We start from the raw sequence: 24,616 nt of genomic DNA on the forward strand, positions 1-24,616 counted from the left end.
CGAATGGTTTACACCGCGGTCTGGAAGATCACGCCGTCAGCTTTTTCAGTGTACTGATCCAGCTGGTTGAAGTTCAGATAACGGTAGGTATCTTCCGCCGTCTTATCCACCTGCGCCACGAAGGTCTGGTACTCTTCCGGCGTCGGCAGTTTGCCGAGCAGCGAAGCCACCGCTGCCAGTTCGGCAGAGGCCAGATAGACGTTAGCGCCGGTACCTAAACGGTTCGGGAAGTTACGGGTAGAGGTGGAAACCACCGTCGCGCCGTCGGCCACGCGCGCCTGGTTACCCATACACAGGGAACAGCCAGGGATTTCGATACGCGCCCCGCTCTTACCAAACACGCTATAGTAGCCTTCTTCGGTCAGCTGCGCGGCATCCATACGGGTTGGCGGCGCCACCCACAGGCGAGTCGGCAGTTGGCCTTTGTGGCTATCCAGCAGCTTACCGGCGGCACGGAAGTGGCCGATGTTGGTCATGCAGGAGCCGATGAACACTTCGTCGATCTTCTCGCCCTGCACATCAGACAGCAGGCGGGCATCGTCCGGATCGTTCGGCGCGCACAGAATCGGCTCTTTAATATCCGCCAGATCGATGTCGATCACTGCCGCGTATTCCGCGTCAGCATCGGCTTCCAGCAGCTGCGGATCCGCCAGCCATTTTTCCATGCCCTGGATACGACGCTCCAGGGTACGGCGGTCGCCGTAGCCTTCGGCGATCATCCACTTCAGCAGAACGATGTTGGAGTTCAGATACTCAACGATCGGCTCTTTATTCAGCTTGATGGTGCAGCCGGCGGCAGAACGCTCCGCCGAGGCATCGGTCAACTCGAACGCCTGCTCGACTTTCAGATCCGGCAGACCTTCGATCTCGAGGATGCGACCAGAGAAGATGTTTTTCTTACCTTTCTTCTCCACGGTCAGCAGGCCCTGCTTGATGGCGTACAGCGGGATGGCGTGGACCAGGTCACGCAGGGTGATCCCCGGCTGCATTTTACCTTTGAAACGCACCAGCACCGATTCCGGCATATCCAGCGGCATCACGCCGGTCGCGGCGGCGAAGGCCACCAGACCAGAGCCTGCCGGGAAGGAGATGCCGATTGGGAAACGGGTGTGGGAGTCACCGCCGGTACCCACGGTATCCGGCAGCAGCATGCGGTTCAGCCAGGAGTGAATCACGCCATCGCCCGGACGCAGAGAAACACCGCCGCGGTTCATGATGAAGTCCGGCAGAGTGTGGTGCGTGGTAACGTCAACCGGCTTCGGGTAGGCCGCGGTGTGGCAGAAGGACTGCATCACCAGGTCTGCAGAGAAGCCCAGGCACGCCAGGTCTTTCAGCTCATCACGGGTCATTGGACCGGTGGTGTCCTGAGAACCGACGGAGGTCATTTTCGGTTCGCAATAAGCGCCCGGACGGATACCGGCAACGCCGCAGGCGCGGCCAACCATTTTCTGCGCCAGCGAGAAGCCGCGGGTGCTTTCCGCCACGTCTTTCGCCTGACGGAAGACATCGCTGTGCGGCAGGCCCAGCGCTTCACGCGCTTTGGTGGTCAGACCGCGACCGATGATCAGCGGAATACGGCCGCCGGCGCGCACTTCGTCGATCAGCACATCGGTTTTCAGCTCGAAGCTGGCCAGCAGTTCGTTGGTCTCGTGGTTACGCACTTCGCCTTTGAACGGGTAAACGTCGATTACGTCGCCCATGTTCAGGTTAGACACATCAACTTCGATAGGCAGCGCGCCCGCATCTTCCATGGTGTTGAAGAAAATTGGCGCGATTTTACCGCCCAGACACAGGCCGCCGCCGCGCTTGTTCGGCACGTTCGGGATATCGTCGCCCATAAACCACAGCACCGAGTTGGTGGCGGATTTACGTGAAGAACCGGTCCCGACCACGTCGCCGACGTAGGCCAGCGGGTAGCCTTTCTGCTGCAGGGCTTCGATCTGTTTGATTGGGCCAACCACGCCCGGCTGATCCGGCTCAATACCTTCGCGGGGGTTTTTGAGCATTGCCAGCGCATGCAGCGGGATATCCGGGCGCGACCACGCATCCGGCGCCGGAGAGAGATCATCGGTGTTCGTTTCGCCGGTGACCTTGAAGACGGTAACAGTGATTTTCTCTGCCAGCTGCGGACGGTTCAGGAACCACTCGGCGTCAGCCCAGGATTGCATAACCTGTTTAGCATGCTCGTTACCCGCTTTGGCTTTCTCTTCCACGTCGTAGAAGTTATCGAACATCAGCAGGGTATGGGAGAGCGCTTTCGCGGCAATCGGCGCCAGTTTCGCGTCGTCCAGCGCATCGATCAGCGGATGGATATTGTAACCGCCCTGCATGGTGCCCAGCAGTTCAACGGCTTTTTCAGGGGTAACCAGGGGGGAGGTCGCTTCGCCTTTGGCGATCGCGGCAAGGAATCCAGCTTTAACATAGGCGGCTTCGTCGACGCCCGGCGGTACACGGTTAATCAGCAGGTCTAACAGGAATTCTTCTTCGCCCGCAGGCGGGTTTTTCAGCAGTTCTACCAGCGCGGCCATTTGGGTTGCATCTAAGGGTTTGGCAACAATCCCCATGGCGGCACGCTCAGCTACGTGCTTACGGTATTCTTCTAGCACGACGGTTCTCCTCGCTCTCATTGTCATAATGCGGCCTACACGTCTTCAATCAATCTGCCTCTGTCCTGGCTTAGCTTGCCGCGTGACGCATCTTGAAGGATTTAGTGGCTGGGCGATTTTCTTCACGCTCCTGTGAGACAGCAGTTTGTAGGGTAAATGCCCGATACCGCGTCGGCAGCATAGCAGGATTTTTGAAAGGTGTTAATCTGTTTACAAAAAAGCAACATTAAAATTTAGCTGAATCGTTAAGGGCAGGATATTGCAGGCTTTCTGTTCAAATCCCGCGACAAAAATTCCTTTCCGCGTACAACGCCACGGGCCGATCCCAACAATAATCAATAAAAAGCCATACCGCTTACTTATACTCAGCAAACGCGCCGTTTTCGCAGATACTTTAGCGAGATGGGTTACTTTTTGGGTCAGGAGTTTCCATGTCACTGCCGTTCAAACCCCATATTATCGCCCTGCTCTGTAGCGCTGGCTTACTCGCGGCGGCAGGAACACTCTATGTACAAAGCCGAACCCCAGCGACGATCGCTGAACCGCCTGCGCAGCAAGCGCCAGCGCCCGCAGCGTCGACGACACAGCCGGTGGCCGCCACTTACACCCAGGCGCAAATTGATCAGTGGGTCGCCCCTATCGCGCTCTACCCGGACAGTCTGCTGTCGCAGGTGTTGATGGCCTCCACTTATCCCGACAACGTCCTGCAGGCGGTCCAGTGGTCCCAGGATAACCCCGCGATGAAAGGGGATGCGGCCGTGCAGGCGGTTGCCAGCCAGCCGTGGGACCCTAGCGTCAAATCTCTTGTCGCTTTCCCTGCCCTGCTGGCGATGATGGGCGAGAATCCGCCCTGGGTGGAAAATCTTGGCAATGCGTTTTTGGCCCAGCCGCATGATGTGATGGATTCAGTGCAGCGCCTGCGCGCCATTGCCCAACAAACCGGGACGCTGAAATCCACACCGCAGCAGAAAGTGATTGTCACCCCTGCCGCACTGGTTTCAGCCAGCAGCAGCACGGCAGCAACCGCAACCGCCCACACAGCGGCGCCTGCGCCCACGCAGGTCATTAAAATAGAGCCGACCAATCCACAGGTGGTCTATGTTCCCAGCTATAACCCCTCCACCGTCTATGGTACCTGGCCGAACAGCGCCTATCCGCCGGTCTATCTGCCGCCCCCTCCCGGGGAGCAGTTTACCGATAGCTTCGTCAAAGGCTTCGGGTACAGCCTCGGCGTGGCCACCACCTGGGCGCTGTTCAGCAGTATCGACTGGGATGATGATGACCATCACCATCACGATGACGACTACCGCCACGGCGATTACTCGCATAATGGCGATAACATCAATATTAATGTAAATAATTTCAATCATATAACAGGAGAAAACCTGCCGGGAAACCACGTTAACTGGCAGCACAATCCTGCCTATCGCGGACACACACCGTATCCCGATAATACGGTAGCTCAGCGCTTCCATCAGACCAACGTTTCCGGCGGACTGAGCGCGACCCAACATGCGCCAGTCGATCGCGAAGCGCAGCGCCAGGCAGCGATGACCCAGCTGCAGCATAACGTACCGACGGCCACAGCGGGCAATCTGGCGGCAAACAACGCCTCACGCGACGCCCAGCGTCAGGCGGCCTCGGCGCAGCTGAAGCAAGCCACCCAACGCAGTAATTACCGCGGTTACGACAGCACGCCGACCCAACAGCAGCGTCGCGAGGCGGCAAAAACGCAGCTGAAAACCCCCACGCCGCAGCAACAGCAGCGTCGAGAAGCCGCCAGGAGCCACGAGCAGAACCGCACACCTCAGCAGCAGCAGCGCCGGCAGCAGTTCCAGTCCGCCACGCCAGCCCAGCGTCAGCAGACGCTCAGCCATCTGCGCGCCAACGCCCTTAGCGGCAACGAAAGCCGCGCCCCCTCCTGGCAAGCGCAGCAGGAACGAGGACTGCAGAGCCGCCAGTTATCCGGCGTAAACCGCGAGTTACGCGAGGGCGCCAGAGAACGTCTTTCCGAACACCATGAACTGCGTCGCCGCTAAGGATGAGCAGAATGAGAAACCCATTATCCGTTGCCCTGTTTACGTTAATGCTGTCGCCGCTTGCCGCCTTCGCCCAACAGCAGTTTGCCACGCCGGAACAGGCCGCAACTGCGCTGGCCGAAGCGATCAGCCAGCCTAATGAAGCCGCGCTGAGCGAAGTACTCGGCGATAACTGGCAGCAGTTTTTACCCACGGACGGGATCGACCCTGCCGCCGTCGATCGCTTTCAACGCGACTGGCAGGTGAAACATGTCATCATCCAGCAGGGTGACAAAGCCTGGCTCGATGTCGGTAGCGAGGCATGGCGTCTGCCCGTGCCTATCGTAAAAGCGTCTGAGGGATGGCGCTTTGATATGGCCGCTGGCGAAGAGGAGATCCTCACCCGCGCCATCGGCCGCAATGAGCTGTCGGCGATCGCCGCCATGCATGCCTATGTTGATGCCCAGCAGGATTATTATCATCTGAACCACCGCTGGGCGCAGAAAATCATCAGTAGCGAAGGCAAAAAAGATGGCTTGTACTGGCCAACTTCGCCGGGCGAAGCGCCAAGCCCGCTCGGTCCGGCCTTTAGCCCGACGGTGCCCGGTAGCGGCTACCATGGCTATCGCTTTCGAATTATCGCCGGTCGCGATGACCAGAGCGTCGCCTTGCTGGCCTGGCCGATAGCCTGGGGTGAAACCGGCGTGATGAGCTTTATGATCGATCAGCAGGATAGGGTCTATCAGGCCAATCTCGGTGAAGAGAGCGCCGCAAAGGCACAGGAGATAACGCGTTTTACCCCCGACGCTGACGCCGGCTGGCAAGTGGCAGAACCTTAAAAAAAACGCCCGGTTGCACTCACGCAACCGGGCGTTTTCATTCACTTAGCCCTGGTGAGGCATCAGAGAAGGATCGCCGGCAAAGGCTGGTTTTGTGCTGGATAATGCCGCTTCGTCAGCGCTGATGCTACCGGAATTCGCCGCCCATACCCCTTCATTGGTCTTCGTCACCTGCTGATGCTGGGCATTCAGATCCTGGCCCATCGCCGCAATGTGGGTCGTTTCCGTACCGCCGCTGTTGTCCGCCCAGGGAATGTTGGCGTCAGCGGCGCAAGCCACACCGGTAAAAAACGTTGCAGCGACCAGCGCTGTGGTTAAAAAGCGTTTCATCTCACACCTCATCGATATCATTAACTACCTATAAGTTTACTGAGTGACTATTTTCAAAGTATGTATGAAGTGTAGCGGTTTATGAACAGTGACATAGTTCTAAACATCAGGCATAAAAAAAGCGGCTCCCGGAGCCGCTTATGCTTTTTTCCTGAAAGAAAAAGTTACTTTTTCTTCGCTTTGGCGTTTGGCAGGTCGGTGATGCTGCCTTCGAACACTTCCGCCGCCAGGCCAACGGACTCGTGCAGAGTCGGGTGAGCGTGGATGGTCAGGGCGATGTCTTCAGCGTCACAGCCCATCTCGATAGCCAGGCCGATCTCACCCAGCAGCTCGCCGCCGTTGGTGCCGACAATCGCGCCGCCGATAACACGGTGGGTCTCTTTGTCGAAGATCAGTTTGGTCATACCATCTGCGCAGTCAGAAGCGATAGCACGGCCGGAAGCAGCCCACGGGAAGGTGGCGGTTTCGTAGCTGATGCCTTTCTCTTTCGCTTCTTTCTCGGTCAGACCGACCCATGCCACTTCTGGTTCAGTGTAGGCGATGGATGGGATCACTTTCGGATCGAAGTAGTGTTTCAGACCGGAGATAACTTCTGCGGCAACGTGGCCTTCATGGACACCTTTGTGCGCCAGCATCGGCTGGCCGACGATATCGCCGATAGCAAAGATGTGCGGCACGTTGGTGCGCATTTGTTTGTCAACGCGGATGAAGCCGCGATCGTCAACTTCCACGCCAGCTTTACCTGCATCGAGGTTTTTACCGTTCGGGACGCGGCCGATAGCGACCAGCACTGCGTCGTAACGCTGCGCTTCCGCCGGTGCTTTTTTACCTTCCATGGAAACGTAAATACCGTCTTCTTTCGCTTCAACGGCAGTCACTTTGGTTTCCAGCATCAGGTTAAATTTCTTGCTGATGCGTTTGGTGAAGACTTTCACCACGTCTTTGTCGGCAGCCGGGATAACCTGGTCGAACATTTCCACCACGTCAATCTCTGAACCCAGCGCATGGTATACGGTACCCATTTCCAGACCGATGATACCGCCGCCCATCACCAGCATGCGTTTCGGTACAGATTTCAGTTCCAGCGCGTCGGTGGAGTCCCATACGCGCGGATCTTCATGCGGGATAAACGGCAGCTGAATCGGACGGGAACCCGCCGCGATGATGGCGTTGTCGAAGTTGATCACGGTTTTGCCGTTTTCGCCTTCCACTTCCAGGGTGTTAGCGCCGGTAAATTTACCCAGACCGTTAACCACCTTCACTTTACGACCTTTGGCCATGCCAGCCAGACCACCGGTCAGCTGAGTGATGACTTTTTCTTTCCAGGTGCGGATCTTGTCAATGTCAGTTTTCGGTTCGCCGAAAACGATGCCGTGTTCGGCCAGCGCTTTCGCTTCTTCGATAACTTTTGCCACGTGCAGCAGCGCTTTAGAAGGGATACAACCCACGTTCAGACAAACACCACCGAGGGTGCTGTAACGTTCTACGATGACGGTTTCCAGACCTAAATCAGCGCAACGGAAGGCTGCAGAGTAACCTGCGGGGCCTGCCCCAAGTACCACGACCTGAGTTTTGATTTCAGTACTCATCATGACCTCTGTAATTTATATCCGGCGGGTCTGACGCTATTATTCTTACGCCCAAGTCCACCGGGACGTTCTATCCGCGTGTATTTTACAAAATTGTTAACAATTTTTAAACAACAAACGGCAAACGATTTTGTCCTTTGTTGCTGATAATCCCCAACAGCCTGAGGTTATCAGAAAAAAGCCGGCCGTCAGGCCGGCTTTTTCGATTACATCACCAGGCGGCGAATGTCGCTCAGGGTGTTGTTAATGATGGTAATGAAGCGGGCACCATCAGCACCGTCGATGACGCGGTGGTCGAAGGACAGAGAGATCGGCAGCATCAGGCGCGGCACAAACTCTTTACCATTCCATACCGGCTCCATCGCGGACTTAGACACGCCGAGGATGGCCACTTCCGGCGCGTTAACAATCGGCGCGAAGTGGGTGGTACCCAGGCCGCCGATGCTGGAGATGGTGAAGCAACCGCCCTGCATTTCGCCAGCCGTCAGTTTGCCATCGCGCGCTTTCTTCGAGATGGTGGTCAATTCACGAGACAGCTCGGTGATGCTCTTCTTGTTCACGTCTTTGAAGACCGGAACCACCAGACCGTTCGGGGTATCCACCGCCACACCGATGTTGATGTATTTCTTCAGCGTCAGGCGCTGACCATCTTCGGAGAGCGAGCTGTTGAAGCGCGGCATCTGCTCAAGCGCAGCGGCAACCGCTTTCATGATGAAGACCACTGGAGTGAATTTCACGTCCAGTTTACGCTTCTCAGCTTCGGCATTCTGCTGCTTGCGGAACGCTTCCAGATCGGTGATATCGGTTTTGTCGAAGTGGGTAACGTGCGGAATCATCACCCAGTTACGGCTCAGGTTGGCGCCAGAGATTTTCTGGATACGACCCAGCTCCACTTCTTCGACTTCGCCAAACTTGCTGAAGTCAACCTTCGGCCACGGCAGCATGCCCGGGATACCGCCGCCAGCGGCAGCCGCCGGTGCGGATTCAGCGCGTTTAACCGCTTCTTTCACGTAAGCCTGAACGTCTTCGCGCAGGATACGACCTTTACGGCCGGTGCCTTTCACTTTAGCCAGGTTAACACCGAACTCGCGCGCCAGGCGGCGAATCAGCGGGGTCGCGTGAACGTAGGCATCGTTTTCAGCGAATTCGCTTTTACCTTCTGCTTTCGCAGCCGGCGCAGCGGCAGGCTTAGCGGCCTGAGCCGGGGCAGCAGCTGGTGCCGGGGCAGCAGCCTGAGCCGGAGCGGCGGCAGGCGCAGCGCCTTCCACTTCGAAGACCATAATCAGGGAACCGGTTTTGACTTTATCGCCGGTGCTGATTTTGATCTCTTTAACGGTACCCGCGAACGGCGCCGGAACTTCCATAGAGGCTTTGTCGCCCTCTACGGTGATCAGGGACTGTTCCGCCGCGACTTTATCGCCGACTTTAACCATCACTTCGGTGACTTCAACTTCGTCGCCGCCGATGTCCGGGACGTTAACATCTTTCACGCCTGCTGCGGCAGCCGGAGCCGCAGCAGCCGGCGCGGCAGCCTGTGCCGGAGCGGCTGCAGGCGCAGCGCCCGCCACTTCGAAGATCATAATCAGGGAGCCGGTGGAAACTTTATCGCCGGTATTGATTTTGATCTCTTTGACGGTACCGGCGAACGGCGCCGGAACTTCCATAGAGGCTTTATCGCCTTCTACGGTGATCAGGGATTGCTCAGCGGCGATGGTGTCGCCCACTTTAACCATGATCTCAGTGACTTCGACTTCATCGCCGCCGATATCCGGGACGTGAACTTCTTTCGCTGCCGCGGCAGCCGCTGGAGCAGCGGCGGCCGGAGCGGCTTCTTTCTTCTCTTCCTGCGCAGGTGCAGCGGCGGCTGCACCTTCGGCGGAATCGAAAATCATAATCAGTTTGCCAGTCTCGGTTTTGTCGCCGACGGAGACTTTAATCTCTTTCACGACGCCAGCCTGCGGAGACGGGACTTCCATAGAGGCTTTGTCGCCTTCTACGGTGATCAGCGACTGTTCAGCTTCTACTTTGTCGCCAACTTTGACCAGGATCTCGGTGATTTCAACTTCATCAGCCCCGATGTCCGGTACTTTGATTTCGATAGCCATTATTCTTTTACCTCTTACGCCAGACGCGGGTTAACTTTTTCTGCATCGATGTCGAATTTCGCGATAGCGTCAGCCACCACTTTCTTATCGATTTCACCACGTTTAGCCAGTTCGCCCAGCGCTGCTACGACCACATAGGAAGCATCGACTTCGAAGTGGTGACGCAGGTTTTCACGGCTGTCGGAACGACCGAAGCCATCGGTACCCAGTACGCGGTAATCATCAGCCGGTACGTAAGTACGAACCTGCTCAGCGAACAGTTTCATATAGTCAGTGGATGCCACTGCCGGAGCGTCGTTCATTACCTGAGCGATATACGGCACGCGCGGGGTTTCCAGCGGGTGCAGCATGTTCCAGCGTTCGCAATCCTGGCCATCACGCGCCAGTTCGGTGAAGGAGGTAACGCTATACACGTCGGAACCCACGCCGTAGTCTTTCGCCAGGATCTGCGCTGCTTCACGCACGTGACGCAGGATAGAACCGGAGCCCAGCAGCTGAACTTTACCTTTGCTACCTTCGATGGTTTCGAGTTTGTAGATACCTTTACGGATACCTTCCTCGGCGCCTTCCGGCATGGCCGGCATGTGGTAGTTTTCGTTCAGCGTAGTGATGTAGTAGTAAACGTTCTCTTGCGCTTCGCCGTACATACGGACCAGACCATCATGCATGATGACAGCCACTTCATAGGCGTACGCCGGGTCGTAAGAGATACAGTTCGGGATAGTCAGCGACTGAATGTGGCTGTGACCATCTTCGTGCTGCAGACCTTCGCCGTTCAGGGTAGTACGACCGGAAGTCCCGCCAATCAGGAAGCCGCGAGCCTGCTGATCGCCAGCCGCCCAGCACAGATCGCCGATACGCTGGAAGCCGAACATCGAGTAGTAGATGTAGAACGGGATCATCGGCAGGTTGTTGGTGCTGTAAGAGGTCGCAGCAGCCAGCCAGGATGCGCCTGCGCCCAGCTCGTTGATCCCTTCCTGCAGAATCTGGCCTTTCTCGTCTTCTTTGTAGTAAGCAACCTGCTCACGGTCCTGCGGGGTATACTGCTGGCCGTTCGGGCTGTAAATACCGATCTGACGGAACAGACCTTCCATACCGAAGGTACGCGCTTCGTCGGCGATGATCGGCACCAGACGATCTTTGATCGACTTGTTCTTCAGCATCACGTTCAGGGCGCGAACGAAAGCGATAGTGGTAGAGATTTCTTTGTTTTGCTCTTCCAGCAGCGCGCTGAAGTCGGCCAGGGTCGGCAGCTCGAGTTTCTCAGTGAACTTCGGCTGACGAGTCGGCAGATAGCCGTTCAGCTTCTGACGCTGAGCGTGCAGGTAAGTGTGCTCTTCGGAACCTTCCGGGAAGGTTACGTACGGCAGTTTTTCGAGATCGGCATCCGCCACCGGCACATTGAAACGATCGCGGACGTAGCGAACACCGTCCATGTTCATTTTCTTAACCTGGTGCGCGATGTTCTTACCTTCAGCGGTATCGCCCATACCATAACCTTTAATGGTATGCGCCAGGATCACGGTCGGCTGACCTTTGGTCTCCTGCGCTTTCTTCAATGCAGCGTAGACTTTCTTCGGATCGTGACCACCGCGGTTCAGAGCCCAGATCTGCTCGTCAGTCCAGTCAGCGACCAGGGCAGCGGTTTCCGGATATTTGCCGAAGAAGTGCTCACGAACGTAAGCGCCGTCTTTGGATTTGAAGGTCTGGTAGTCGCCGTCAACGGTTTCGTTCATCAGCTGAATCAGCTTACCGCTGGTGTCTTTACGCAGCAGCTCATCCCAACGGCCGCCCCAGATAACCTTGATAACGTTCCAGCCAGCACCACCGAAGATGCCTTCCAGTTCGTTAATGATTTTGCCGTTACCGGTGACCGGGCCGTCCAGACGCTGCAGGTTGCAGTTGATGACGAAGACCAGGTTGTCCAGTTTTTCACGGGTGGCGATGGTGATAGCGCCTTTTGATTCCGGCTCATCCATCTCGCCGTCGCCCAGGAAGGCGTAAACGGTTTGTTCGGAGGTGTCTTTCAGACCGCGGTGTTCCAGATATTTCAGGAATTTGGCCTGATAGATAGCGCCCAACGGCCCCAGCCCCATGGATACGGTCGGGAACTGCCAGAATTCCGGCATCAGTTTCGGGTGCGGATAAGAGGACAGGCCCTTGCCGTGAACTTCCTGACGGAAGTTGTCCATCTGCTCTTCGGTCAGACGGCCTTCCAGGAACGCACGTGCATATACGCCCGGAGAGATGTGACCCTGGAAGTACACCAGATCGCCGCCATCTTTCTCAGTGCGCGCACGGAAGAAGTGGTTGAAGCAGACTTCGTAGAAGGTCGCGGAAGACTGATAGGACGCCATGTGGCCGCCCAGTTCGAGATCTTTTTTCGACGCGCGCAGAACGGTCATGATGGCGTTCCAGCGAATCGCAGAACGAATGCGACGTTCCAGATCCAGATTGCCCGGGTATTCCGGCTCATCTTCAACGGCAATAGTGTTGACGTAGTTGCCGGCGGAAGCGCCTGCAGCAACCTTCACTCCGCCTTTACGGGCTTCAGAAAGGAGTTGGTCAATCAGATACTGAGCGCGCTCAACACCTTCTTCACGGATGACCGATTCGATCGCCTGTAGCCAGTCGCGAGTTTCGATCGGATCCACGTCATTGTGTAAACGTTCTGACATGGGGGTATTCCTTATCTATCTAATCGTTGATTAATCTGGAACCTGTCCCATTGAACTCTTCGTTCTTCACGCTGGAACAACCAAAAATTCAATAAGACAGGTTCTGCGTTTAGTTGCCGCGCTCTAAAAATGGCGCTTAAGAACCGGAGTTCTCGTCCTTTCGTTGCTGTAAACGACGCAGTGAGCGCTCTCGACGGCTCTGCTCACGACTACGATCCAGCAAAATTTCCTCAATGAACGCCAGGTGACGGTGCGACGCTTCACGCGCCTGCTCCGGCTCCCCGGCCATTATCGCCTCGAAAATGCGAGTGCGATGGTTGCTGACCAACGGGAGCATTTCCCGCCGGGCATACAGCAATTCAAAGTTCTGACGCACGTTTTGCGCCAACATCGGCTCCATACACCTTAGCAGATGAAGCAACACCACATTGTGTGCCGCCTCGGTGACGGCGATTTGATACTGGACGACGGCGCCGGACTCAGCGTCCAAATCGCCCGACTGCTGAGCGCGTTCAATAGCCTGATGCAGCTCACGGATACGGTCGCGATCCTCATCATTGCTGCGCAGCGCCGCGTAATAGGCCGCGATGCCTTCCAGCGCGTGACGGGTCTCAAGCAAATCGAATTGGGATTCAGGGTGATCGGACAGCAGCTCAACCAGCGGATCGCTGAAGCTCTGCCACAGGCGGCTCTGAACAAACGTTCCACCTCCCTGACGACGAAGCAACAAGCCCTTGGCTTCGAGGCGTTGAATCGCCTCACGCAGCGAGGGGCGGGAAACGTCGAACTGTTTAGCCAGTTCGCGTTCTGGCGGGAGTTTTTCACCGGGGCGCAAGGTCCCCTCAAGAATCAGAAACTCCAGCTGCTGCTCTATCACATCGGATAATTTTGGTTGGCGGATTTTGCTGTAGGCCATATTCCCTGTCTCTGCCATTAGCCCGGAGTCAATTGGTCTTACCAATTTAAAGTTCGTAGCGCTAAAGTAACAAAGTATTCACCTTCTGTCCATACAGGTTTTGATTGAAATCAGTAAACCTGGGACATTTTAACAACCTTACAGAAATAACATTTCAGAAATGTAACCTTGCACAAATGTTACGTTTACTCACAAAGAGGTAGCCTTAACTTTATAGAAACGAAAAATTACGCTTTCTGAACCGATTCAACGCTGCAATAAATGAATACAGAGTCACTTACAGTGAATAAATAATGACAAAGCAGCATGCATCAAAATACGACAGATTGTGACTATTGATGTCTTTTTAGACACATCGTCATCATCCCTTCATAAAGCAGGTGCATTCAAATGCGCTTACCACTATTCTGCCGGAGACGAAAGGCCTTTTTCGGAATTACCACACAGCCTTCCGTAAACAAAACAATACAGAAACGGAAGTTCCAAAATACACAAACACAACAATATGTGCGCGCCATCACTCGGGTAAAAAGTGGGCCACTTCGCCCAAATTTTCGCTGGCTATGCTTTCAGGCAGAGACAGCAGTGAAGCAGCAACCTGACGGATGACGTACACAAAAAATAACCACACACGAGGTTTCATATGGAAGGTCAACAGCACGGCGATCGGCTGAAGCGCGGCCTGAAAAACCGTCACATTCAGCTCATCGCGCTGGGCGGGGCTATCGGCACCGGCCTGTTTCTGGGGAGCGCGTCCGTCATTCAGTCCGCCGGCCCGGGTATCATTCTTGGTTACGCTATCGCCGGTTTTATCGCTTTCCTGATCATGCGTCAGCTGGGCGAAATGGTGGTGGAAGAGCCGGTGGCCGGCTCATTTAGCCACTTTGCTTACAAATACTGGGGCGGTTTTGCCGGCTTCGCCTCCGGCTGGAACTACTGGGTACTGTATGTCCTGGTGGCCATGGCGGAACTGACCGCCGTTGGCAAATATATCCAGTTCTGGTGGCCGGAAATCCCTACCTGGGCCTCGGCGGCGGTCTTCTTCATCGCCATCAACGCCATTAACCTGACCAATGTCAAAGTGTTCGGTGAAATGGAATTCTGGTTCGCGATTATCAAAGTGGTCGCCGTAGTGGCGATGATTTTGTTCGGCGGCTGGCTGCTGTTCAGCGGCAACGGCGGCCCGCAGGCGACGGTACGTAACCTGTGGGACCAGGGGGGCTTCCTGCCGCACGGCTTTTACGGGCTGGTGATGATGATGGCGATCATCATGTTCTCCTTTGGCGGCCTGGAGCTGGTGGGGATCACCGCCGCGGAAGCGGATAATCCGGAGCAAAGCATTCCTAAAGCCACCAATCAGGTTATTTACCGTATTCTGATCTTCTATGTTGGTTCGCTGGCGGTGCTGCTCTCCCTGCTGCCGTGGACCCGCGTCACCGCGGACACCAGTCCGTTCGTCCTGATCTTCCATGAACTTGGCGATACGCTGGTGGCAAACGCTCTGAACGTGGTGGTGCTGACGGCAGCGCTGTCGGTTTATAACAGCTGCGTGTACTGCAACAGCCGTATGCTGTTCGGCCTTGCTCAGCAGGGCAACGCGCCAAAAGCGCTGCTCAGCGTCGACAAACGCGGCGTGCCGGTGAATACCATTCTCGTCTCGGCCCTGGTCACTGCGCTGTGCGTGCTGATCAACTACCTGGCGCCTGAATCTGCTTTCGGTCTGCTGATGGCGCTGGTGGTCTCAGCCCTGGTCATCAACTGGGCGATGATCAGCCTCGCGCATATGAAATTCCGTCGCGCCAAAAAGCAGCAGGGCGTGGTCACGCGTTTCCCGGCCCTCTTCTATCCGCTGGGCAACTGGCTGTGCCTGCTGTTTATGGCGGCGGTGCTGGTGATTATGCTGATGACCCCGGGGATGGCGATTTCCGTCTGGCTGATCCCGGTATGGATTGCGGTGCTGGGCGTGGGCTATCTGTTTAAAGAGAAAGCCGCCGCCACCATAAAAGCACAATAATACATCTCATCAATACTTCACTTTGCTCTGCGCCCTCCCCTGAATAATGGGCGCAGAGCATTGTTATCTGCTTCACACTTTCCCCTCCATAGCTTATTTATCCATATCGTCAACGAGTTCTTGCAACGTATTTCTGCCAACCGCAGCCAATAATTCTCTCCATACTGCAACGGAGAGACCGCACATGGCAGAGAACACGCTTTCAATAAGAGAAAAGATTGGTTACGGGATGGGTGATGCCGGATGCAATATTATCTTTGGCGCCATCATGCTGTTTGTGAACTATTTTTACACTGATATATTCGGACTAGCGCCGGCGCTGGTCGGCGTACTTCTGCTCTCGGTGCGAGTCATCGATGCGGTAACCGACCCTATCATGGGCGCTCTTGCCGACCGCACCCGTAGTAAATATGGTCGCTTTCGTCCATGGCTGCTGTGGATCGCCTTCCCCTACGCCCTGTTCAGCGTCCTGATGTTCACCACTCCTGAGTGGACCTACAATAGCAAAGTCATCTATGCGTTTGTGACCTACTTTCTGCTGTCGATTACCTATACCGCGATTAATATTCCTTACTGCTCGCTGGGAACGGTGATGACCGCCGATCCGAAAGAGCGTGTTGCCTGCCAGTCTTATCGTTTCGTCATGGTGGGTATCGCCACGCTCCTGCTGTCATTGACGCTGCTGCCAATGGCCGACTGGTTCGGCGGCGCCGATAAAGCGAAGGGCTACCAGATGGCGATGACCGTGCTGGCCTTTATCGGTATGTGTATGTTCCTGTTCTGCTTCGCCACCGTGCGCGAACGTATCCGCCCGGCGGTGCAGACGAATGACGAACTGAAAAAAGATCTGAAAGACGTCTGGAAAAATGACCAGTGGGTGCGCATCCTGCTGCTCACGCTGTGCAACGTCTGTCCGGGCTTTATCCGCATGGCCGCCACCATGTACTACGTCACCTGGGTGATGGGACAAAGCACCCATTTTGCCACCCTGTTTATCAGCCTCGGCGTAGTTGGGATGATGATTGGCAGCATGCTGGCGAAAGTCCTGACCGACCGCTGGTGCAAACTGCAGGTTTTCTTCTGGACCAATATCGTGCTGGCCGTGTTCTCCTGCGCCTTCTATTTCTTTAATCCACACGCCACCACGCTGATTATGGTGCTCTACTTCCTGCTCAACATTCTGCATCAAATCCCTTCCCCGCTACACTGGTCGCTAATGTCCGACGTTGACGACTACGGCGAATGGAAAACCGGCAAGCGCGTCACCGGTATCAGCTTCTCCGGTAATCTGTTCTTCCTCAAGGTCGGCCTGGCGGTCGCCGGGGCAATGGTCGGTTTCCTGCTGTCATGGTACGGCTACGACGCCGGCGCGAAAGCGCAAAGCGCCTCCGCGCTGAACGGTATCGTGCTGCTATTCTCAGTCATTCCCGGCGTCGGCTATCTGATCACCGCCGGCGTGGTGCGCCTGCTGAAGGTTGACCGTACCCTGATGCGCCAGATTCAGAGCGATCTGGAGAAGCGCCGCAGCAACTACAGCGAGCTGAACGAATACCAGGAACTGAAAACCAGTGAACACGTAAGGAAAGCCTGATGAACAACTGGCCAAACCCCTTTATTGAACAGCGTGCAGACCCCTTTATCCTGCGCCATCTTAGCCACTACTACTTTATTGCCTCGGTGCCGGAATACGACCGGCTGGAGATCCGGCGCGCGGTAACCCTTGAAGGATTACGCGATGCTGAGCCGGTCGTGGTTTGGCGCGCGCCGCAAAGCGGGCCGATGAGCCAGCTGATTTGGGCGCCGGAGCTGCATGAAATAGACGGTAAGTGGTATATCTATTTTGCCGCCACCCATACTCACGATCTGGATGCGCTGGGGATGTTCCAGCATCGCATGTTCGTTCTCGAGTGCGCTGACAGCGATCCGCTGACCGGCCGCTGGCAGGAAAAAGGCCAGGTGGTCACGCCTTTCGATACCTTCGCCCTCGATGCCACCACTTTTACCCATCAGGGGAAACGCTGGTATCTGTGGGCGCAAAAATCCCCGCATATCGAAGGCAACTCAAACCTGTATCTCGCCGAAATGGCTAACCCGTGGACGTTAAAAGGCGAGCCGGTCATGCTGAGCAAGCCGGAGTTCGACTGGGAGTGCCGGGGATTTAAGGTCAACGAAGGGCCTGCGGTACTGATGCATGGCGATAAGCTATTTATCAGCTATTCCGCCAGCGCCACCGATGAAAACTACTGCATGGGGTTGTTATGGATCGACCGGCAGGCCGATCCGCTGCAGCCGGCAAACTGGCATAAAGCTCCGCAGCCGGTGTTCCGCACCAGCTATGAAAACCGCCAGTTTGGCCCAGGTCATAATAGTTTTACCCAAACGCCGGAAGGGGAAGATGTGCTGGTGTATCACGCGCGGAATTACACTGAGATAGAAGGCGACCCGCTGTATGATCCCAATCGCCATACGCGGTTAAAGCTGGTCAGCTGGCGGGAAGACGGGATGCCCGACTTCGGTATTCCACCGGCGGATACGCTGTAGCGGTTCGGAATGTTACCCGCTGGCGCGGGTTCTCCAGGCCGGGTCAGGCGAAGCCGCCACCCGGCAACATGACCAGCACGGCGTCTGATATATCGCCCGGCGGCGCTGTTGCTTGCCGGGCCTACGTGACGTGAGCCTGCGGGTGACTCGCCAGGCCGGATAAGCGCAGCGCCATCAGGCAACAAAAGCCCCGCAGGTACGTACATCGTGGCAGGCAGCGCGCGGGCTCAGGCCGTTAAACCAGGGTACCGTAAATCGTCAGCAGCGCCATAATCACCACTACCACCAGCGAAGTCTTCTTAGCCATCGATACCGCAGCCTTCGGCGTCGCTACTTTATCCACGTGCGGCTCACGGGCCAGGGAATACTGCGCCAGGCGGGTCAACACCTGATACTGCGACGAATGGCGGTCGCCCAGCGAAGCAAACCACGCCGGGAGCGCTTTTTCACCATGGCCCACCAGGGCATAGACCACCCCCACCAGACGCACCGGCAGCCAGTCCACAATATGCAGGATACCATCGATCCCGGACTGCAACCGGTGGTGCGGCGTCTGGTAGCGCGCCAGCCATGTCTGCCAGGCGCGCAGTACGCTGTAGGCGATAAGCGTCAGCGGGCCCCAGGCGCCCCCCACGACAAACCAGAAAAGCGGCGCCAGATAGTATCGATAGTTAATCCACAGCAGCGCATTTTGCAGTTCGCTAAGGTACTCACGCTCATCACAGCCCGGCGGCACGCCGTGAATCAGCGTCAGCTCGCTGGCCATGGCATCGCAGGCGCGACTGTCATTGCGCGACGCCGCTTTCAGATAGGCATGGTAGTGCAGCCGAACTTTGCCGGCGCCAATGCATAGCAGGCCCAGTAAAATCCAGAACACCAGCAGCGGTATGTTAAACAGCTGCCCCTGCAGCAGACGCTGAATGATATACACGACCGCGACGGCCACCAGCGTCATCAGCAGCGTGCCCGGTAACGAGAAATGTTTTATCCGGCGAAACACCACCTCCAGCCGATGATCAAGCTGCCAGTGTTCGCCCAGCTTAAACAGCCGTTCGGCGATAAGCACCAACAGCGTCGTAAACAGCGTCATGAGGTCTCCTTTTCTGACGGGGCGCTGAGCAGCGCACGGTATTTTATCCAGTCAAAGGCCGGTCCTGGATCGGTTTTCCGCACGGGCGCGATATCGCTGTGGCCCGCAATGTTTTCGGCGATAGCCGGATAAAGCGCGATCAGCAGATCCGTCACCGCCGCCAGCTGCCGGTACTGCGCGTCGGTATACGCCAGAGTATCGGTGCCTTCCAGCTCTATGCCGATGGAAAAGTCATTGCAGCGTTCGCGTCCCTGATAACAGGAGACGCCCGCATGCCACGCCCGCTTATCGAAAGGCACATACTGCACGATTTCGCCATCACGGCGAATCAGACAATGCGCCGAAACGCGCAGATGAGCAATCTCGGCAAAGAAAGGATGCGCGTGCGGATCCAGGGTACCAGTGAACAGCGCATCAATCCACGGACCACCAAATTCCCCCGGTGGCAGGCTAATGTTATGCACCACCAGTAAGGAAGGGGTCTCTTCATCCGGACGGCAGTCATGGTGCGGCGAGGGAACCCGACGCGCGCCGACCAACCACCCCTCGTTCAACTGCATGCGGGATCTCCTTTCGCGAACTCATGCTTCCGGGCCACACGCCGGCCCAAAGGATGAAGTGTGTATGGTACTGAAACGTCGTTCAGGTTAGCATGTTTCCCACTTCTGAATCTTATCTATCTGGAGCTTTATCATGTCGCCTCGTCGTTACAACCCCGACCGCCGCCGTGACGTGCTGCTGGAACGTATTAATCTCGATATTACCGATGCTGTCGCACACTCCCTGCGGGAAGATCTGGGCGGCGAAGTCGACGCCAACAACGATATTAGCGCGCAATTATTGCCGCAGGATGCACGCTCCCATGCGGTGGTCATTACTCGTGAAGATGGCGTCTTCTGTGGCAAACGCTGGGTGGAAGAGGTCTTTATTCAGCTCGCCGGTGACGATGTGAATATCACCTGGCACGTGGCCGACGGCGATGCGGTCAAAGCCGACCAGCCGCTGTTCGAATTGGAAGGCCCGTCGCGTATTCTGCTCACCGGCGAACGCACGGCGCTGAACTTTGTGCAAACCCTCTCCGGCGTCGCCAGCGTCGTCCGTCGCTATGTCGACCTGCTCGCCGGCACCAAAACCCAACTGCTGGATACGCGCAAAACGCTGCCAGGGCTGCGTACCGCGCTGAAATACGCGGTACTCTGCGGCGGCGGCGCCAACCATCGACTGGGCCTGTTCGACGCGTTCCTGATTAAAGAAAACCACATTATCGCCTCCGGATCGATCCGTCAGGCAGTGGAAAAGGCGTTCTGGCTGCATCCTGATGTGCCGGTGGAAGTGGAAGTGGAAACCCTGGATGAACTGGAGCAGGCGTTAAAAGCCGGGGCCGATATCATTATGCTCGATAACTTCACCACCGACCTGATGCGCGAGGCGGTGAAAATTACCGCAGGCCAGGCGGCGCTGGAGGTCTCCGGCAACGTTACCTTTGACACCATCCGCGAATTCGCCGATACCGGCGTCGACTATATTTCCGTCGGCGCCCTGACCAAACATGTGCAGGCGCTCGACCTGTCGATGCGCTTCCGCTGAGCAACAGGCCTTCACGCTTCCGGGCGTGAAGGCCTGAATTTGCGTCCCGCCTCGCAGTCGCCCGTGCTCACCATGAAATCCAGATAAAAACCCTGGAACCCGCTTTCCCGGATCGTTTTCGCCCCCTCGCCTGCGCCCCTCAATCCCTTCACAGTGCTTCTGTCACAACAAGGAGCGACTTATGGATAAACAACGAGGTTTTACCCTGATTGAACTGATGGTGGTTATCGGAATCATCGCCATTCTTAGCGCCATCGGCATCCCGGCCTACCAGAACTACCTGCGTAAAGCCGCCCTCACCGACCTGCTGCAGACCTTTGTCCCTTACCGGACAGCCATCGAACTTTGCGCGCTCGATCATGGCGGCCTAACGCCATGCGACGGCGGCAGCAACGGCATTCCCTCGCCGACAACCACGCGCTACCTTTCCGCCATGAGCGTGGCCAAAGGGGTCGTCACCCTCACCGGTCAGGAGAGTCTGAACGGACTGGGGGTCACCCTGACGCCGACCTGGGACAATGCCGAGGGCGTCACCGGCTGGCAGCGCGTCTGCACCATCACCGGCAATAGCGCGCTTCAGCAGGCCTGCGAAGACGTTTTCCGGGTGAAGTGAGGGCGAATGCATGAAAACAGAACAGCTGATCCCCCTCTGCCGTCGCTACCACGCCATGCTGCTGCATAGCGATGAACAGACAATCTCTATTGCGGTGGTTAATACCCCGCCGGCGGAGTTAATGGAGGCGCTACGCTTCGCGACGCAAAAGCGGATCGACATTGAATGCTGGAGCCAGGAGCAGATGGATAAGCGTCTGCAGGCCCAGGAAAAGCAGGCGCAACTGGCGCAGAACGACGGGCCGGAAAATATCGCCGAACGGGTCAACCAGATCCTCGAACAGGCCCTGCGTCAGCGGGCGTCTGATATTCATATCGAGCCCACGGAAACGCACTTACGCATCCGCCTGCGGGTCGATGGCGTCCTTCACGCCCTACCGTTGCTGGCTCCCGAACTGGCCGCACCGGTTATCGCGCGACTCAAGGTCCTGGCCAGTCTCGATATCGCCGAGCACCGTTTACCGCAGGATGGCCAGTTCGCGCTGAATCTTGCGGGACGACCGCTCTCTTTTCGCATCGCCACTCTGCCCTGCCGCTATGGCGAAAAGATTGTCCTGCGCCTTCTGCATCAGGTTGACCAGGCGCTGGATCTGGAAGCACTCGGACTCTCATCCTCCCAGCTGGCGGCCTTTCGCCAGGCGCTGAACCAGCCGCAGGGTCTGCTGCTGGTCACCGGCCCAACCGGAAGCGGGAAAACGGTGACCCTCTACAGCGCCCTGCAGGCCAGAAACCGTGAGCAAGTGAATATCTGTAGCGTGGAGGATCCACTGGAGATCCCCATCGCCGGGATGAACCAGACGCAAATCAATCCCCGCGCCGGACTCACTTTTCACAGTGTGCTGCGCGCCCTGTTACGCCAGGATCCGGATATTGTCATGGTGGGCGAGATCCGCGATGCCGAGACCGCTGAAATCGCGCTCAAAGCCGCCCAGACCGGTCATCTGGTGCTCTCCACCCTGCACACCAATTCCACCAGTGAAACCCTGACCCGCCTGCAGCAAATGGGCATCGCCCGCTGGATGATTTCCTCTGCGCTCTCGCTGGTCATCGCCCAGCGTCTGGTCCGCAAGCTGTGTCCCCACTGTCGGCGTAATGCCGGCAGCGCCGCCGACCTGCCGCACAGCCTGTGGCCCCGCCCGCTGCCACGCTGGCAGGCAGCGGGCTGCGAACATTGTTACCACGGATATTACGGCCGGCTGGCGCTGTTCGAAGTGCTGCCTGTTACCCCCGGGCTACGCCAGGGGATAGTCCAGGGACTTAACGCCATTGAGATTGAATCTCTGGCGCGAGCCGCAGGGATGATGACGCTTTTTGAAAGCGGCTGTCAGGCTATCGAACAGGGATTGACCAGCCTCGAAGAGGTGGTGCGGGTGCTGGGGATCCCCCATGGCGACTAAGCGTCTCTGGCGCTGGCGCGGTATCGATGTGCAGGGCGCCCCCTGTCAGGGGATGCTATGGCAAACCAAGCGTCTGGAGGTCCTGCAGCACCTCCAACAGCAGCGAGTTATACCGCTGGCTGTACGCCGCTGTGCGGTGAAGCAGAGCCTCTGGCACCCGCGCTACAGTTGCGAAACGATCCGCCAGCTGGCGACCCTGCTGCAGGCCGGCCTGCCGCTGGCGGAAGGGTTATCGCTGCTGGCGCAGCAGCAGTCGCATGCCCAGTGGCAGGCGCTGCTTGAGGCGCTAGGCCGCGAGCTGGCCCAGGGCGTGGCGTTCTCTGCCGCGCTGGCGCAGTGGCCCCAGGCTTTTCCGCCCCTATATCTGGCGATGATTAGCACCGGCGAACTGACGGGCAAGCTCGATATCTGCTGCCTGCAGTTGGCGAATCAGCAGCAGGAGCAGCAGCGGCTCGCCAGCAAAGTCAAAAAAGCGCTGCGCTACCCGCTGATCGTGCTCTCTCTGGCGCTGTTGGTGGTGCTGGGGATGCTCTATTTTGTCCTGCCCGGGTTCACCGCCATCTACCAGACGTTCAGTACGCCGCTACCGCTATTGACGCGGATGGTCGTTGCGGCAGGCGACATGCTAAGTCGCGGCTGGCCGCTGCTGCTGGCCTCGCTGCTGAGCCCGCTGCTGCTCAACCAGCTGATCCGGCGGCGCAGCGACTGGTTGCTGCGCCGCCAGCGGTTGCTTAACGCGCTCCCTCTCATTGGCTCCCTGATCGGCGGACAACAGCTGAGCCTGATCTTCACCATCCTGGCGTTAACCCAAAGCGCCGGTATTAGCTTTCTGCAGGGGCTGCAAAGCGTTGAAGAGTCCCTGTCGTGCCCGCTGTGGCGCCAGCGTCTGGCGCAGGCCCGCGCGCTGATCGTTCAGGGGGAGCCGATTTGGCAGGCGTTAAGCCGCTGCGGCGGTTTTACACCGCTGTGCCTGCAGCTCATCCGCACGGGGGAAAGCGCGGGAGCGCTGGATCAGATGCTGGAAAACCTGGCGCATCACCATCGCCAGCAAACCTATCAGCGAGCCGATAGTCTGGCTGCGCATCTTGAACCAATGATGCTGGTGATAACCGGCTCGCTGGTCGGGATTCTGGTGGTGGCAATGTATTTGCCCGTTTTTCACCTGGGCGATGCCATTGGCGGGGCGGGAGGATGAGAAACACTGGCGCCGCGCAGGCGCCAGTGCAGCCGATTACAGGCTATTGAATACCCGGTTCTCTTGTTCCTGAACGCGGATAAAGGTCGTACGCTTGGTCAGCTCTTTCAGACGCGAGGCGCCAACGTAGGTGCAGGCAGAACGCAGACCGCCGAGAATATCACGTGCGGTATTCTCCACTGGTCCACGCAAAGGCAGCTTAACGGTTTTGCCTTCCGCCGCGCGGTATTTCGCGACACCGCCCACATGGCGGGTCATCGCCGACTCGGAGCTCATGCCGTAGAACAGCATGAATTTCTCTCCGTTCTCTTCAACGATGGTTCCGCCGCTCTCTTCATGGCCCGCCAGCATGCCGCCAAGCATCACGAAATCAGCGCCGCCGCCGAAGGCTTTCGCCACATCGCCCGGCATGGTGCAACCGCCGTCGCTGATGATCTGGCCGCCAAGGCCGTGCGCCGCATCGGCACACTCAATCACGGCGGAGAGCTGCGGATAGCCGACCCCGGTCTTAACGCGGGTGGTGCAGACGGATCCCGGGCCGATGCCAACTTTGACGATATCGGCGCCGGAGAGGATCAGCTCTTCGCACATTTCACCGGTGACCACGTTCCCGGCGATGATAGTTTTTTGCGGCCAGGCTTCGCGCGCCTTCGCCACGAACTGTACAAAGTGCTCGGAGTAGCCGTTGGCGACGTCGATACACACAAAATTCAGCTGTGGGTTCTGAGAGAGGATCTGCTGGGTTTTTTCGAAATCCGCATCGGACGTGCCGGTGGAAACCATCACATGCTTGAGTACGTCTGCGGATGCGCCCTGGGTAAACGCCAGCCATTCTTCAGCGGTGTAGTGCTTATGTACCGCGGTCAGAATACCAAAAGTGGCCAGCGCTTTAGCCATGCTGAAGGTGCCGACGGTATCCATGTTAGCCGCAATAATCGGCACGCCGGACCAGGTCAGGCCTGAATGTTTAAAGGTGAATTCACGTTCCAGCTCAACATCAGAACGGCTTTTGAGGGTAGAGCGTTTCGGGCGGATAAGAACGTCTTTGAAACCAAGCTTCAGATCTTCTTCAATACGCATGTGCGAATTCCTGGGGTTA

The 24,616-nt window shown here is 57.2% G+C and carries 18 protein-coding genes; 9 read left to right on the top strand and 9 right to left on the bottom strand.

The features are described from left to right. Nucleotides 1–8: 8 nt before the first annotated feature. On the bottom strand, nucleotides 9–2,606 hold the full coding sequence (acnB, locus tag KB892_RS21240; RefSeq protein WP_002888735.1) for a bifunctional aconitate hydratase 2/2-methylisocitrate dehydratase: 2,598 nt from the start codon (nucleotides 2,604–2,606) through the stop codon (nucleotides 9–11). A gap of 431 nt (nucleotides 2,607–3,037) precedes the next feature. Here acnB and KB892_RS21245 point away from each other — a divergent pair, with 431 nt between their 5' ends. Continuing rightward, complete coding sequence (locus tag KB892_RS21245) at nucleotides 3,038–4,645, top strand: DUF3300 domain-containing protein (RefSeq protein ID WP_002888734.1); 1,608 nt, start codon at nucleotides 3,038–3,040, stop codon at nucleotides 4,643–4,645. A gap of 11 nt (nucleotides 4,646–4,656) precedes the next feature. Then, nucleotides 4,657–5,463: a DUF2950 family protein gene (locus KB892_RS21250; RefSeq protein ID WP_002888733.1), complete on the top strand. Its 807-nt coding sequence runs from the start codon at nucleotides 4,657–4,659 to the stop codon at nucleotides 5,461–5,463. 45 nt (nucleotides 5,464–5,508) lie between these two features. Here the strand turns inward: KB892_RS21250 and KB892_RS21255 are convergent, their stop codons facing one another. The 5 genes from KB892_RS21255 to pdhR form a co-directional block, all read right to left on the bottom strand. Further along, nucleotides 5,509–5,793 carry a hypothetical protein gene (locus tag KB892_RS21255; protein ID WP_002888732.1) on the bottom strand — a complete coding sequence of 95 codons (285 nt, stop codon included), beginning with the start codon at nucleotides 5,791–5,793 and terminating at the stop codon, nucleotides 5,509–5,511. Between the two features lie 164 nt (nucleotides 5,794–5,957). Further along, nucleotides 5,958–7,382 carry a dihydrolipoyl dehydrogenase gene (lpdA, locus tag KB892_RS21260; RefSeq protein ID WP_002888731.1) on the bottom strand — a complete coding sequence of 475 codons (1,425 nt, stop codon included), beginning with the start codon at nucleotides 7,380–7,382 and terminating at the stop codon, nucleotides 5,958–5,960. Between the two features lie 206 nt (nucleotides 7,383–7,588). Continuing rightward, entirely contained in the window at nucleotides 7,589–9,487 is a 1,899-nt protein-coding gene (gene aceF, locus KB892_RS21265) for a pyruvate dehydrogenase complex dihydrolipoyllysine-residue acetyltransferase (RefSeq protein ID WP_004178598.1), read from the bottom strand. Between the two features lie 14 nt (nucleotides 9,488–9,501). Beyond that, nucleotides 9,502–12,165: a pyruvate dehydrogenase (acetyl-transferring), homodimeric type gene (gene aceE, locus KB892_RS21270; RefSeq protein ID WP_002888700.1), complete on the bottom strand. Its 2,664-nt coding sequence runs from the start codon at nucleotides 12,163–12,165 to the stop codon at nucleotides 9,502–9,504. Between the two features lie 136 nt (nucleotides 12,166–12,301). Continuing rightward, the gene (gene pdhR / locus KB892_RS21275; RefSeq protein WP_002888699.1) at nucleotides 12,302–13,081 is read right to left on the bottom strand and encodes a pyruvate dehydrogenase complex transcriptional repressor PdhR; all 780 of its coding nucleotides are present in this window, start codon (nucleotides 13,079–13,081) and stop codon (nucleotides 12,302–12,304) included. A gap of 643 nt (nucleotides 13,082–13,724) precedes the next feature. Here pdhR and aroP point away from each other — a divergent pair. The 3 genes from aroP to KB892_RS21290 all read left to right on the top strand — a co-directional run bounded on the left by aroP (nucleotide 13,725) and on the right by KB892_RS21290 (nucleotide 17,636). After that, nucleotides 13,725–15,095: an aromatic amino acid transporter AroP gene (gene aroP, locus KB892_RS21280; protein ID WP_004147090.1), complete on the top strand. Its 1,371-nt coding sequence runs from the start codon at nucleotides 13,725–13,727 to the stop codon at nucleotides 15,093–15,095. Between the two features lie 184 nt (nucleotides 15,096–15,279). After that, nucleotides 15,280–16,686, top strand: coding sequence for a glycoside-pentoside-hexuronide (GPH):cation symporter (locus tag KB892_RS21285; RefSeq protein ID WP_002888698.1), 1,407 nt, complete (start codon nucleotides 15,280–15,282; stop codon nucleotides 16,684–16,686). Continuing rightward, nucleotides 16,686–17,636: a glycoside hydrolase family 43 protein gene (locus tag KB892_RS21290; RefSeq protein WP_002888696.1), complete on the top strand. Its 951-nt coding sequence runs from the start codon at nucleotides 16,686–16,688 to the stop codon at nucleotides 17,634–17,636. Before KB892_RS21285 ends, KB892_RS21290 begins: the two co-directional genes overlap by 1 nt. Before the next feature lie 235 nt (nucleotides 17,637–17,871). Here the strand turns inward: KB892_RS21290 and ampE are convergent, their stop codons facing one another. After that, entirely contained in the window at nucleotides 17,872–18,726 is an 855-nt protein-coding gene (ampE, locus tag KB892_RS21295; RefSeq protein WP_002888694.1) for a beta-lactamase regulator AmpE, read from the bottom strand. Beyond that, nucleotides 18,723–19,286, bottom strand: coding sequence for a 1,6-anhydro-N-acetylmuramyl-L-alanine amidase AmpD (gene ampD / locus KB892_RS21300; RefSeq protein ID WP_002888692.1), 564 nt, complete (start codon nucleotides 19,284–19,286; stop codon nucleotides 18,723–18,725). The genes ampE and ampD overlap by 4 nt, the downstream gene beginning before the upstream one ends. A 133-nt stretch (nucleotides 19,287–19,419) precedes the next feature. On the opposite strand from ampD, the gene nadC reads away from it, so the two are divergent. From nadC to hofC, 4 genes are all read left to right on the top strand, one after another. Then, complete coding sequence (gene nadC / locus KB892_RS21305; RefSeq protein ID WP_002888684.1) at nucleotides 19,420–20,313, top strand: carboxylating nicotinate-nucleotide diphosphorylase; 894 nt, start codon at nucleotides 19,420–19,422, stop codon at nucleotides 20,311–20,313. A 181-nt stretch (nucleotides 20,314–20,494) separates the two neighbouring features. Next, a complete protein-coding gene (gene ppdD, locus KB892_RS21310) occupies nucleotides 20,495–20,926 on the top strand; it encodes a prepilin peptidase-dependent pilin (protein WP_002888683.1) in 432 nt (143 codons plus the stop codon). A 10-nt stretch (nucleotides 20,927–20,936) separates the two neighbouring features. Continuing rightward, a complete protein-coding gene (gspE, locus tag KB892_RS21315) occupies nucleotides 20,937–22,322 on the top strand; it encodes a type II secretion system protein GspE (protein ID WP_004145935.1) in 1,386 nt (461 codons plus the stop codon). Beyond that, nucleotides 22,312–23,517 (top strand): protein transport protein HofC, encoded by a 1,206-nt coding sequence (gene hofC, locus KB892_RS21320; RefSeq protein ID WP_002888654.1) that lies wholly within the window; start codon nucleotides 22,312–22,314, stop codon nucleotides 23,515–23,517. Before gspE ends, hofC begins: the two co-directional genes overlap by 11 nt. A gap of 36 nt (nucleotides 23,518–23,553) precedes the next feature. On the opposite strand, the gene KB892_RS21325 is transcribed toward hofC, so the two are convergent. Continuing rightward, the gene (locus tag KB892_RS21325) at nucleotides 23,554–24,597 is read right to left on the bottom strand and encodes a GMP reductase (RefSeq protein WP_004145938.1); all 1,044 of its coding nucleotides are present in this window, start codon (nucleotides 24,595–24,597) and stop codon (nucleotides 23,554–23,556) included. Between the last annotated feature and the right edge of the window lie 19 nt (nucleotides 24,598–24,616).

This window comes from Klebsiella sp. P1927 (genome assembly GCF_018204675.1).
GTDB lineage: Bacteria > Pseudomonadota > Gammaproteobacteria > Enterobacterales > Enterobacteriaceae > Klebsiella > Klebsiella pneumoniae.